The following is a 12,208-nucleotide window of genomic DNA, read 5'->3' as shown; positions in this document are numbered from 1 at the left end:
CTAGGCGAGCCACCGGCGCAGGTGCACCGCGACGTGTTCGGCGTCCAGCACCACGTCCGCACCGCCGCGGCGGATCAGGTCCTGGGGCATCCCGAAGACGACGGCGCTGGATTCGGACTCGGCGATCGTCCGCCCGCCGCGGGCCCGCAGGTCGGTCATGGCGGTCGCCCCGTCGTTGCCCATGCCGGTCAGCAGGACCCCCACCAGCTGGCGCGGTTCGACCAGCGCCAGCGCGCTCTCCACCAGGCGGTCAACGTTGGGGTGCCAGGGCCGGTCCGCCGCCAGCGGGACCGGCATCACGCACAACCGCCCGTCGCGGCGCGCCAGCACGGCGTCGGCGCCGCCGCGCGCCACCACCGCCAGCCCGGGCTCCAGCGCGACCGGCTGGGCCGCCTCCACCACCCGCAACGCGCACACGTCGTTCAGGCGCCGCGCGAAGGTGCCGGTGAACGCGGCCGGCATGTGCTGCACCACGACGATCGGCCAGGGGAAGGCCGCCGGCAGGATCGGCAGGATCAGTTCCAGGGTGCTCGGCCCGCCCGTCGACACCCCGATCACCACCACCCCGGGGGGATCGCCGGCCCGCGGCACGGCGGGGATCACCGCCGGCTGCGCCTGCTCCGGCGGCAGCCCGTCCTCCGGCGTCCCGATGATGCGGGCCCGGGTCGCCTGCAGGCGCTCGCGCAGGTTCCGGGCGCGCCGCACCCGTGCGGTGGCGGCCCCCCGCACCTTGGCGACGATCTCGGCGGCGATGCGGACCACGCCGAGGCCGCTGGCGGTCGGCTTCTGCACGGCGTCCACCGCCCCCAGGCGCAGCGCCTCCAGGGTCGGCTCCGCCCCGTCGGCGGTGAGGGAGGAGAGCATCACCACCGGCTTGGGGTGCTCCACCATGATGCGGCGCAGGCACGACAGCCCATCCATCCCGGGCATGGTGACGTCCAGGGTCACCACGTCGGGGTCGAGGTCCGGCAGGAGCGCCAGCGCCTCGAGCGCGCTGCGCGCGGTCACCACCTCGATGTCCCCGGCGGCCGTCAGGATGTCGGTCAACTGCCGGCGCATCAGCGCCGAATCGTCGACGACCAGGACCTTCACGATTCGGCTGCCCACGGTGTCATTGCGCTCAGAACGTTTCGACTGCCGACGAAAGCTGATCCATGTCCAGCAAGGCGTCAACCTCCAGAAGGAGGATCATCCGCCGCCCGCCGTCGAGATGGGCGACCCGCCGGATCAGGTGACGCTGGGCCACCGACACCGCCGGGGCCTCCTCGATCGCCGCCGCCGGCAAGCCCACCACGCCGAGCACGGCGTCCACCGCCAGCCCGACCCGGGTGACGTGAAGGCCGACCACGAGGATGCGCGGCCGCTGCGCCGCGCCAGCGCCGCCGGGCAGCTTCAGAATCCGCGCGGGGTCGAGCACCGGCAAGGCGGCCCCGCGCAGGTTGGCCAGCCCCGAGACGAACTCCGGCGCCTTGGGAAGCGGGGCCAGAGACTCCGGACGGCGCAGCACCTCGCGCACCGCCGCCACCGGCAGGCCGTATTCGCCGGCGCCGATGCGCACGACCACGTGCGGCTCGACGCCGCCGCCATGGGCGGCCCCGTCCGCCATCCGCCCGTCCGCCTGTCGCCCGTCCGCCATGCTGCCGGAGCCCTCCCCTTCACCGCCGCCGAACGCCGCCGCGAGCTCGGCGGTGTGGGCCAGCATCCGCTCCGCCGACAGCACCGACACCAGACGCCGCCCCTCGTCGAGGCGCAGGATGCCGTCGAGATCGGCGAATTCCGCCTCGCGCGCCAGGATCGCCGGGATGGCGCCCATGGATCCGGCCTCCAAACGCAGGATCTCGCACACCGTGTCGACCACCAGGCCCACCCGTTGGCCGCGCCGCGGCTCGACGATGACGACACGGCGGCTGCCGCCAGCGGTCGACGCTTCGCCGTCCAGACCGAAGAGCGCGCGCAGGCCGACCAGCGGCAGCAGGTCCCCCGCCTCCGCCACCACCCCCAGCAGGTGGGGGCGGGCGTTGGGCATGCGCGCGACCGTCCCGGCCAGCGGGACGATGCGCGCCACCTGCTCCACCGGCAGCGCGAACTCCTGCCCGGCGACCGCGAACGATACGAGCACCGGCCGCGCCGCGACGGCGCCGTCGATGCCGGCACCATGCCGCCCCCCGGCGGCACCGCCGCCCCCCCCCAGACCGCCGCCGTCACCGGCACCGCCGCCGCCGCCGCCCCCGGACGACCGCGGCAGGTCGACGAATTGGCGGCCGATCAGCGTGCCGGCGTCGAGCAGGAGCGCCACCACCTGGCCGTCGGCCCCGCGCAGCGCCCCGGCCAGATAGGCGCCGTCGATGCCGGCGGACTCCTCGCCCTCGGGCGCCACGCCGTCCAACTGGCCGCCCTCGGCGGACTGGACGCCGGTCACGGCGTCCACCACCAGTCCGATGCCCTGCCCATGGTGGTTGACCACCACCATCCGCACGCCGGCCGCGCCCGGGTCCGCGTCGGGCAGTCCGAGAATACGCCGCACCGCCAGCACCGGCAGCACCCGCCCATGGCGACGCGCCAGCCCCGCCAGCCCGGGCGGTGCCAGGGGCACGGGCACCAGGTCGGGGACGTGGGCGATCTCCAGCGCCGCATCCAGCGCGACGGCGAGGGGGGTGCCGGCGACCTGGAAGGTCAGAAAGCGGCGTTGGCCGGCGGCCGTCATGACGAGATGCTTTGCAGCTCGTCGGCCATGGCGGCGATCTCCTCGATCGCCCCGGCCAGCTCCTCGGTGCCGCTGGCCTGCTCGCGGGCCGCCTTGGCGGCCTCGCCCGCGGCCTGGTTGGCCTCGGACGCCGCGGCGGCAATCTGGTCGACGCCCTTCATCGCCTCCTGCACCGCCCGGGTCACCTCCTCCGTGCCGTCCTGGACCTGCTGGTTGCCGTCGATGATGGTCTGCAGGTCGGCGGCCACGCCGCCCAGCGCCGTACCGAACTCCTCGGTGCGGACCGCCTCCTGGGCGGCGGCGGCGGCGATGTCCTCGATGTCGCGGCCGACCCGGCCGGTCTGCTCCTGGATGATGCGGACGAGGTCCTTGGCCCGCTCCGCCGCGTCGGCCGATTCCTGGGCCAGGGCGCGGATGTCGTTGGCGACGACCGTGAATCCGCGGCCGAACTCGCCCGCCCGGGCCGCCTCGACGGCACCGGTCACCGCCAGCATGTTGGTCTGGATGCCCACCACGGCGATGGCGTCGATGGTCTTTTCGATGCGCCGCCCCATCAGGGCGAGGTCGGCCAACCGCTGGCTGTGGCTGCGCCCCGCGGCGATGGCCTGGACGACGCCGGCCGACAGCCTGTCCACGCTCCCGCGCATCTCGACCAGGCGCGCGGCCATGGCGTGGCTGCGCTGCAGCGCATCGCCGGCACGGCCGAGGCCGACCTGCGCCGCCGCCTCGATCTCGGCCACCGCGGAGGACGCCTGCTGGGTGGCGGCGCTCTGGGCCTCGGCGGCCCGGGCGATCTGGTTGATGGCGATGGTCACCTGGGCGGCGGCGCGGTTGATCTCCTCGATCGCCGCCGACAGCTCCTCTGCGGCCGAGGCCACGTCCTCGGCGCTGCGCCGGACGTCGCTCGCCCCGGTCAGGTCCTCGGCGATCTCGGCGAGCTGCGCGGCGGCCCGCTCGCTCTGGGACAGCGCGTCCACCTGCTCGGCCACCGTCCTCAGGGCCTCCTCGGCGGCGGCCGACTGCTCGGCGGCGGCGGCGGCGATGCTCTCCGCCCCCTTCTGCGCCTCGCCCCCGGCCACGTCCGCTTCGATCGCCGCCTTGATCGTCTCCTCGCTGCCGCGGGCGACGGCCGCCATGTCGGCGCGGACGCCGTCGAGCTGGGTGGCGACCTGGCGTCCACGGTCGACCTCGGCGCGGGCGGCGCGGGCCGCGTCGACGATGCCGCCAGTGATCGCCGTCACCGCCTCCTGGATCTGGCCCACCACGTCCTGGATCTCGCGGGTGCTGCGCTCGGACCGTTCGGCCAGACTCTGCACCTCGTCGGCGACCACGGCGAAGCCCTTGCCGGCGTCGCCGGCGCGCGCCGCCTCGATCGCCGCGTTGAGCGCCAGCAGGTTCGTCTGGTCGGCGATCTGCGCCACACCGCGCACGATCTCGCCGATCTCGCCGGCCTGGCTTTCCAGATCCCGCACCATGGCGACGGCGCTCTCCTGGCGCTCGGCGGCCCGCACGATGGACGACACCGCGGCGAGGATCTGGGCGCCGATGGCCTTCACCTGCGCGTCCAGGGTCTCCACCTTGGCGGCCGAGCCCTCGGCGGTGGCGCGGCTGCGCCGGATCAGTTCCGACGCCCGGTTGATCATCCGCTGGGACTGCTGGGTGCCGGCGGCCGCCTCCTCGGCGCCGGCCGCCACCTGCTCCATGGCGCGCCGCAGCGCCTCGGCCGCCGCGGACGCCTGGGCGACGCCGCCGGCAAGCTCGGCCGACGCCGCGGCAATCCCCTCGGCCGCCTTGCGGCGGCGGGTGCCGACCCGGGCGCGGCGACGGTCCGCCGCTTCGGCACCATCCCGGCCGGTGCCCTGGCCGGCGCCGGCCGGGGACGCCCCGCCGCCGGAGCCGCCGCCGGAGCCGCCGTCGGAGCCGCCGGCATCGCCACCGGCCTTGACGGCGGCGGAACGGGCAATCTGGGATTTCTTGACGAGCGCCATGGGCCGATCTTCCATCGTCGGTGTCGCCGGGAGGTGGGTCGTCGTCCGGCGGCGCGGCGTCCCGGCTTGGCGCGCCCCCGGTTCCGCCGGCCCGTCAGGTCACGGGCACCAGCGCCGCGGTCACGCTCCGCCCCCCGAGGTCATGCGCGCGACATAGTCCGCGGTCCGCACGCGCAGCTCCAGCGCCGAGTCGACGTCGAGGGCGATCACGATCTTTCCCACCACGTCGGTGCTGCGGACGTGGAATCGGATGTAGAACACCACCGCCATCGCCGTCTCGCCGCCGCCGGCACCGCATTGGGCGAAGATCTCCTCGCCGGTGCCGTAGACGACGCGCGGCAGCGCCGTCTCCAGGCGGGCCTCCAGCAGGTTGGCCACGGCCGACAGGCAGTTGTTCAGGACGATGTTGCCGATCTCGCTGAGGGCTTCCTGCTCCAGCTCGAAGATATGGTCGAGGTCGAGGTCGCGTGGCAGGGCGGCACGCACCAGCTCCAGGCTGTTGCGCTCGGGGAACACCAGGATGGCCGCCCCGCTGAGCGCGCCTTCGAACGTCTCCAGCACCGCGACCAGGCGCTCCGCGAACTCCGCCGTCAGACGTTCCGCCGCTTCGGCCCGGGGCACGATGTCCACGGCCGGCACCGACATGGCCACCTCGCCGCCGACCAGCCGGCCGAGCGCGACGGAGGCCCGCGACACCCCGATGTTGGCCAGTTCGGTCAGGGCGTCGCGCTCGATGGCGCTGAGCAGGTCCATGGTCGCCTAGCGCCGGGGCAACAGGGTGGAGGCGAGGAACCGCGCCACCTGCTCCTCGTCCACCGGCTTGGGAAGGAAGGCGGCGCCAAGGTCGCGGATTCCGGCGACGATGGAATCCTGGGCGTTGGCGGTGACGATGGCGATGCTCACCCCGGGCGCCCGGTCGCGCAACCGGGTGGCCGCCTCCAGGCCGTTCAGGCCCGGCATGTTGTAGTCGATGATGGCGACGTCCGCCGGGCTCGAGTCCAGGCGGCTGAACATCTCGTCGCTGTTGCCCGCTTCCATCACGGTCCAGTCCGGCTTGTGACGCAGCACGATGCCGCGGAGATGCATACGCGAAAGTTTGCTGTCGTCGACGACGATGACCGATCTGCTCACAGGGCGGCTCCGAAAGTCCGGCACATTTTGATGGCTTTAGAATATCTACAACATGGCCGGCGCCCGCAAGACAGCCCTATGTCCGGGTCACCCCCGGCCTTTCGGCCAGGACGGGGACGATTGGGTGTACCCGGTCCGCCGCCCCCCAGGCCCCGGCCGTCCCGCCGCTCAACACGCGTACAGCACGCTGTCGTGGAAGATCGGGCTGTGGTGGCGCAGGCGGAAGCGGTAGTCGGGACGGATCGCCGCCACCGCGTCGGCGATCGCGGCAATGTCGCGGGGCGCGTGGTACACCGCCAGCGACAGCTTCGGCTTGTGCCGGCGGATGGTGTCCGCCGCTCCCTCGAGGGCCGGGATCTCGGCCCCCTCGATGTCCAACTTGACCAGCGACACGGCGCCCAGCCCCAGCCGGTCGAGGGCGCGCACCGGCACCGCCGTGTCTCCCCCCGCACCCAGGCTGCTGGCCGCGCCCTGGCCGCCGGACAGGCACAGCGTCGATTCGCCGTTCCACAGGCCGACGGGATGAACCGTCACCCGCTCCAGACCGGCGATGCGGCGGCGCAGCGGGGCGATGTTGGCGGGGTCGACCTCGAAGGCGTGGACGTGCCGGTACCGCCCCCCGGTCCGTTCGGCGAAGGCCAGAACGGTGTCGCCGTCGAAGGCGCCGCCATCCACCAGCACCTCGTCCTCGCCGACGTCGAGGGCGTCGGTAAAGAAGTACATGGCCCGGTACGGCAGGCGCCGCGGCTCGATCCAGCGGCGGTCCCACGACAGCCGGTGAAGCAGCAGCGCCAGATAGGTGCGCCGGCTCTCCTCGTCGGCGAAGGCGCACCAGAGATCGCGCCGGTCCAGCAGGGCGGCGACGGTCGCCGGGTCGGAGAACGCGTCCGGACCGGGCTGGCCGGCGTGCCGCAGGGCCTCGAACAGCGACAGCAGCGGCCGACCACCGCCGTGGGCCTGCCACAAGGCCGTGAAATGATCCACCGCCCGGTCGGAGCAGCAGCACATCACCCCGACCAGCCGCGGCTCGCGCGCCAGCAGCGCCGCCAGGCCGTCGTCGCCCAGCACCGTGCGCCCGCCGCCGTCGCGCGTTCCGGCGCGGGCGTTGTCGACCACGCCGACCACGTCGAGGCGGGCGAGGGCGTGGGCGACGAAGGGCTGGGCGATCGCCGATCCGGCCCCGATCAACACCAGCGGATGCCCCGCCAGGTCGAGGTCGCGCCGGTCCGGCTCCTCTGCGGCGCGCGGATCGCCGCCGGCGCGCGCCACCGCCTCCAGGCGCGCCGCCAGGGCGCGCTCCAGGCGGTCGCTGCCGATGTCTGCGGCGGAATGCTCCATGCCGTTCCCCCGGATTGCGGGACGTCCGTCCCCTGTCTAGGATTTCGCCGATCTCGAAGTCGCGGTGGGCGATGGCGATCGCCACCACCGCATCGCGAAGGGCGCGTCGGCATGCTGAGCGATCTCACCCGCCGCATCAACGGCATTTACTGGAAGACCATGCAGCACCCGGCGTTCTGCGACCCCCGGGTGGTCGACGCGGCGGCCCGGGTGGTGGCCCTGGCCTGCCCGCGCGGCACCCGCCGGCCGGAGGCCGCCGAGGCGGCACGGCTGGCCGATCAGATCCACCGGCGCGGCTACACCGAGCCGCTGCCGCTGCTGTCGGACGCGGCGGTCGCCGCCATGCGCGCCTATTTCGACGGCGAGGCGTGCCACGACCCCTGGCGCCCCCACCTCGGCCGGTTCCGCCCCGGCGCGATCCCCAGCCCGGAAACCAACATGGGCTGGTACACCGAGGAGCAGATCGCCAACGCCCCCCATCTCCTCGACGCCCTGACCCATCCCCTGGTCCTCGGCACCGTCGAGGCGGTGTTCGGCCGCAAGCCGACTCTGGGCTTCCTCAACGCCTGGTGGGCCTACCCCGAGCGCGAGGCGGCCAAGGGGTCGCAGCGCTTCCACCGCGACTTCGACGGCGTCCGCTTCCTCAAGCTGTTCATCTACCTGACCGACGTGGACGCCGCCGGCGGCCCGCATGTCTACGTCGCCGACAGCGCCGGGGAACGGCCGCTCTACCACCCCCGCGCGATGACCGACGCCGAGGTCGCGGCGACCTTCGGCAAGGACCGCATCGTCACCCTCACCGGCCGGGCCGGAACCTGCTTCCTGGCCGACACCCGCGGCATCCACAAGGGCCTGCTGCCCCGCTCCGGGGCGCGCCTGGCGGTCATCGCCCAATACGCGCTGTGGCGCTCGGCCCACCAGTCGCCGCGGCCGGTGCGGGCCGTGCCGCCCGGGCTCTACGACGCCTATGTCACCCGCCGCCTGCTCGACCCGCGGCCGACACCGCCGCCCAGCCCCGGATAGCCGGCCCAGCCCAGGATAGCCGGCCCGGTCAGGCGGGCGCCAGGGTGCTGGCGGCGATGTGGCGCACCCCGGCGGAGTCGCACATGTAGTAGACCACCACCACCCGCCCGTCGGCCAACGGCGCCGCCCAGGGATAGCCGACGTCGGCCGACGGGGCGTCGTCGCGCAGCACGATCTCCGGGGCCGCCCCCGCGTCGCCGCCCGCCGGGTCCCAGATCCGGGCGCGCACGCCGCGGGGGCTGTGCCGGTAGCCGTACACCAGCAGCACCCGCCCGTCCGGCAACGGACAGGCGTCGTAGGGATGACCGGTCACCGCGTGGCGTCGCCAGGGCTCCCAGCTCCGCCCCTGGTCGCGCGACACCGACGTCGCCAGTTGATCCGCCAGCCCGGTGGTGCGGTGGAAGGCGGTGAGGACGCCGTCGTGCGCGAGGTGCAGGGCGGATTCGCAGAAGCCGGCGCTGCGCCCCTCCAGATCGACGGCGACGACCGAGCGGTGGGTCCACGTCTCGCCGCGGTCGGCGGAGGCGAAGAGGTGGCTGGCGTACTGGCCGGTCGCGGGATGGTGGGCGTAGGTGGTCATCAGCAGCGTGCCGTCCGCCGCCTCCACCGCCCGGCCGCGCACCGCACCGCCGTGCATCGGGCGGATGCCCGGCACCATGTCCGGTTGCCCGGGGACCGGCGGCAGGAAACGGTGGCGCGACCACGTCCGCCCGCCATCGTCGCTCCAGCGGGCGTAGGCCCCCCAGAACAGGTAGAGGTCGCCGGTGCCCTGGGGGCTGCCCACCACACCGACCCCCTGGGCGCGCAGGGCCTCGCCCTCCCGGGCCGGCAGCGGATACCAGGAGAACCCGGTCAGCACCAGCCGCCCGTCGCGCAACGCCAGGAGGTTGGCGTCCTGGTCCGCGGCCTGGGGGTCGGGCGGCACGGTCGCCGGCTCGGCCCCGCCCGCTCCGGCCCCTGGGCCGGCCCAGGGGCCGTCCACCGTCAGCAACGCGATCTGCGAGCGCGAATCGAGATGGTCGACGGCGTCGAAACCGGCGTCGCTGGCCTGGTACGCGGCTCCGCGAAGCCAGCGGTGGTCGCGGGCGCGACGGAACGCGACCAGCACCGCCCCGTCGGCCCGCACCGCCACCGAGGGGAAGGCCGCGAAAAACGCCGGGTCGTGATACACAACATGATGTGACACCGAAAAAGACCGTCCCACCGTCGCTACTCCCGCACCGCCCGCGCCACGCCGGGCCCCGCCCCATTGTGACCGCCGCGCCGGCCGGGTCGAGTGGAAATCCGCCCCCGCCGCCCGCAACCTTTGATCGGCCTTTTCCGGCAATCATCCAAGGAAAAGGTGAGTGCGCGCATTGACGCCGGCGGATTGCTTCGGTTCGCTGGAGCCAACGGGTCTCCCGGACGCCACGCCTTGTCCTCCGTGCCGGATGGACGTCACCCGGATGGACGTCACGATGCGATCGGACCACGCGCCTGCCCTTGGCCGCCGCTCCCGGGCGGCGCGGCGCCCCGCGGCGGCGCTGGCCGTGACGGCCTGGCTGGTGGCGGCGCTGCTGGCGGCCGGGACGGCCCAGGCCTCGGCCTACCGGGTGGCGGTGGTCGAGGCCAACCCGCCCTTCTCCTACCGTGCCGCCGACGGCCGGCTCAGCGGCTTCAACGTCGAGATCGCAGCCGAACTGTGCCGGGTGCTCGACGCGTCCTGCAGCATCGTCGATATCCCGTTGCCGGCCATGCTCGACGCGGTGGCCGCCGGTGACTTCGACATCGGCGTGGGAAACCTGCTGCTGACGCCCGATCGTGCCGCCCGCGTCGCCTTCTCCGCCCCGTACTGGCGTTCCAGCACCAGCCTCGTCGGCCCCGGCGGCGGAGCCGGCGGTGTCGGCGCCATCGGCCGGCAGCCGGCGGCGTCGCTGGCCGACGCGGTGGCCGGCCGGCGCATCGCCGTCGTCGAGACCACCCGCCAGCAGGCCTATCTGGCGGATTCCGGACCCGCGATCGCACCGGCCCAGGTGGTGGTGGTGCCCGGGCTCGAGCCGCTGTGGGCGGCGCTGCGCCGCGGCGAGGCCGAGTTCGCGCTGGTGCCGACCCTCGCGGCCATGGAGTTCCTGCTGTCCGAGGCGGGCAAGCACTTCGGCACCGTCGGCACGCCACTCACCGCCGACGGGCTGGGCGGGTCGGTGCACATGATCGTGCCGAAGGGCCGCGACCGGCTGCTGGCGGCGCTGGACGACGCCATCCGGGCGATCCGCGCCGACGGCTCCTACCAGGAGATCTGCCGGCGCTACTTTCCCTTCGACATCTTCTGAGGATTCCCGACCGCCTTGTCCGTCAGCGAAACGCTTCCCCTGGCGCCGGCGCCGCCGAACACCCCACCCCCGGGCCGCCCCGCGGCGGCGGCGGGGCGGCGCCTGGCGTCCGCCTTCGCGGCCGTTCTGGCCGGGGTCACGCTGCTCATCGCGCTCGTGATGGCCGACCTGACGGCGCTGGAGCGCCACGCCCTGGTGGGCTGCGAGGAGGCGGTGCCGGCGCTGCAGGAGCGCCAGCGGGCGGTGCTCAACGTGGAACGCTTCAAGCGCTACGGCGCGGTGGCCCTGACCGCACGCGCGGCGGCGTCACGGCGCGAGGCGCTGCTGGCGGCCCAGGCCCTGGCCTTCCACCCCTCCCTGCACTTTGACGCCCAGGTGCGCGAGCGCATGGCCTCCGCCTTCGCGACCCTCGACCAGGCGGCGGCCCTCGCCGGCCAGGCCGAGGCGCGCCGGACGGAGGCGGAGGGCGCCACGCTGGCCGCCGCCGACCGGAGCCGGATGGCCGCGGCCGAGCTGGAGCGGCGGGCCGGCGAGCTGTGGAGGGCCGCGGAATCGTCGCTGGACGTCGCCGCCGATCGCCTGAGCGCCGCCGCCGGGGCCACCGCGGCCAGCCACCTCGACGGGCTCCACGCGGAGGCCCGACGCGCCTGGCAGCGCGCCGCGGCGGCGTTCGCCGGCGTGCTCGCGCTGCTGGCGGTGGCCGGGTGGCTGGCGTGGCGGCGCGTGGTCGGGCCGATCCTCGGCGCGGCGGCCGCGCTGGACGGCGGAACCGCCGAGGAGCTGCGGCGGCGCGCCGGCGGCTGCGGCGCCGCGGCCGGACTGCTGCGCGCCGCCGAGCGCTTCGAGCGCACGGCGGCGGAACGGCGCGCCGCCCTCGACCAGCTGGCGCGGCGCGACGGGCTGGCCACTTTGGCCACCCGGGTCGCCGGCCTGGTCCGGCAGGTCGAGCCGGCGCTCGCCGCCGCCACCGCCGCCGGCACCGGCCTCGGCGACAGCGCTCGGGACACGGCAACGCTGCTGCACGGCGGGCGCCTGCGCCGCAGCGATCTGGACGGCCATCTGGCAACGGCCGACGAGGCGGCCCGCGCCGTGGTGTCCAACCTCGCCCGCAGCGGCGGCGTGCTGCGCGCCCTGAAGGACACCGCCGACGAGCGCGCCGTGCCCGCCATCCGCCCGGTCCGCCTCACCGCCTGCCTGCACGGCGCGCTGCTCGCCCTGGCCTCGCCCCTCAAGGAGGCCGGGCTGCGGGTCACCGTCGACAGCCCGCCCGACCTGGTGGCCGAGGCCGACCCGGCCGCCCTCGGCGAGGTCGTGGAAACCCTGGTGATGAACGCGGTCGCCCATGCCTGGCCGGCCGGCCGGGGCGGCCGGTTGGCGATCCGTGCGCGGGGCGACGGCGAAGCGGTGGAGGTGCAGGTGGCCGACGACGGGTGCGGCATCCCGGCCGATCTGCAGCCCCGGGTCTTCGAGCCGTTCGTCACCACCGCCGGGCCGCGGCCCGGCCTGTGCACGGGGCTGGGGCTGGGCCTGCACATCGCGTCGGTGGTGGTGGCCGAGCGCCTGGGCGGCACCCTCTCGGTGCACGGCGAACCCGGCGCCGGAACGACCTTCACGATCCGGTTCCCGCAGCCGGTGGCGCCGACGTGACGCGCGAGGACGCGCCGACGTGACGCGCGAGGACGCGCGGGCGTGACGCGCGAGGACGCGCGGGCGGG

The 12,208-nt window shown here is 74.9% G+C and carries 10 protein-coding genes; 3 read left to right on the top strand and 7 right to left on the bottom strand.

The window, feature by feature from the left end; translation table 11 throughout:
* The 6 genes from cheB to AC6H2I_RS05655 form a co-directional block, all read right to left on the bottom strand.
* Nucleotides 1–1,095, bottom strand: coding sequence for a chemotaxis-specific protein-glutamate methyltransferase CheB (gene cheB / locus AC6H2I_RS05680; protein WP_497499749.1), 1,095 nt, complete (start codon nt 1,093–1,095; stop codon nt 1–3).
* A gap of 25 nt (nt 1,096–1,120) precedes the next feature.
* Nucleotides 1,121–2,704: a chemotaxis protein CheW gene (locus AC6H2I_RS05675; RefSeq protein WP_497499610.1), complete on the bottom strand. Its 1,584-nt coding sequence runs from the start codon at nt 2,702–2,704 to the stop codon at nt 1,121–1,123.
* Nucleotides 2,701–4,692 carry a methyl-accepting chemotaxis protein gene (locus tag AC6H2I_RS05670; protein ID WP_497499609.1) on the bottom strand — a complete coding sequence of 664 codons (1,992 nt, stop codon included), beginning with the start codon at nt 4,690–4,692 and terminating at the stop codon, nt 2,701–2,703. Before AC6H2I_RS05670 ends, AC6H2I_RS05675 begins: the two co-directional genes overlap by 4 nt.
* A gap of 120 nt (nt 4,693–4,812) precedes the next feature.
* A complete protein-coding gene (locus AC6H2I_RS05665; protein WP_497499608.1) occupies nt 4,813–5,445 on the bottom strand; it encodes a chemotaxis protein CheX in 633 nt (210 codons plus the stop codon).
* A 6-nt stretch (nt 5,446–5,451) separates the two neighbouring features.
* On the bottom strand, nt 5,452–5,823 hold the full coding sequence (locus tag AC6H2I_RS05660) for a response regulator transcription factor (protein ID WP_497499607.1): 372 nt from the start codon (nt 5,821–5,823) through the stop codon (nt 5,452–5,454).
* Nucleotides 5,824–5,991: 168 nt separating this feature from the next.
* Nucleotides 5,992–7,161 carry an FkbM family methyltransferase gene (locus tag AC6H2I_RS05655; protein WP_497499606.1) on the bottom strand — a complete coding sequence of 390 codons (1,170 nt, stop codon included), beginning with the start codon at nt 7,159–7,161 and terminating at the stop codon, nt 5,992–5,994.
* 111 nt (nt 7,162–7,272) lie between these two features.
* On the opposite strand from AC6H2I_RS05655, the gene AC6H2I_RS05650 reads away from it, so the two are divergent.
* Nucleotides 7,273–8,184 (top strand): phytanoyl-CoA dioxygenase family protein, encoded by a 912-nt coding sequence (locus AC6H2I_RS05650; protein WP_497499605.1) that lies wholly within the window; start codon nt 7,273–7,275, stop codon nt 8,182–8,184.
* Between the two features lie 28 nt (nt 8,185–8,212).
* Here AC6H2I_RS05650 and AC6H2I_RS05645 read toward each other — a convergent pair whose 3' ends face one another.
* Entirely contained in the window at nt 8,213–9,370 is a 1,158-nt protein-coding gene (locus AC6H2I_RS05645) for an exo-alpha-sialidase (RefSeq protein ID WP_497499604.1), read from the bottom strand.
* Between the two features lie 271 nt (nt 9,371–9,641).
* Here AC6H2I_RS05645 and AC6H2I_RS05640 point away from each other — a divergent pair, with 271 nt between their 5' ends.
* Both AC6H2I_RS05640 and AC6H2I_RS05635 read left to right on the top strand, forming a co-directional pair.
* Nucleotides 9,642–10,493 carry a substrate-binding periplasmic protein gene (locus tag AC6H2I_RS05640; RefSeq protein ID WP_497499603.1) on the top strand — a complete coding sequence of 284 codons (852 nt, stop codon included), beginning with the start codon at nt 9,642–9,644 and terminating at the stop codon, nt 10,491–10,493.
* 15 nt (nt 10,494–10,508) lie between these two features.
* A complete protein-coding gene (locus AC6H2I_RS05635; RefSeq protein ID WP_497499602.1) occupies nt 10,509–12,140 on the top strand; it encodes a sensor histidine kinase in 1,632 nt (543 codons plus the stop codon).
* Nucleotides 12,141–12,208 lie beyond the last annotated feature (68 nt).

Source organism: Azospirillum sp. NS33, from assembly GCF_059703765.1.
The sequence above is the reverse complement of the archived record's forward strand: the minus strand, read 5'-3'. Positions and strand labels throughout refer to the sequence as shown.

Bases quoted from the DNA above. Each gene is read 5' to 3' on its own strand.
- AC6H2I_RS05650 (WP_497499605.1), top strand. From the start codon at position 7,273: ATGCTGAGCGATCTCACCCGCCGCATCAACGGCATTTACTGGAAGACC.
- AC6H2I_RS05655 (WP_497499606.1), bottom strand. From the start codon at position 7,161: ATGGAGCATTCCGCCGCAGACATCGGCAGCGACCGCCTGGAGCGCGCC.
- AC6H2I_RS05675 (WP_497499610.1), bottom strand. From the start codon at position 2,704: ATGACGGCCGCCGGCCAACGCCGCTTTCTGACCTTCCAGGTCGCCGGC.
- AC6H2I_RS05640 (WP_497499603.1), top strand. From the start codon at position 9,642: ATGCGATCGGACCACGCGCCTGCCCTTGGCCGCCGCTCCCGGGCGGCG.
- AC6H2I_RS05665 (WP_497499608.1), bottom strand. From the start codon at position 5,445: ATGGACCTGCTCAGCGCCATCGAGCGCGACGCCCTGACCGAACTGGCC.
- AC6H2I_RS05670 (WP_497499609.1), bottom strand. From the start codon at position 4,692: ATGGCGCTCGTCAAGAAATCCCAGATTGCCCGTTCCGCCGCCGTCAAG.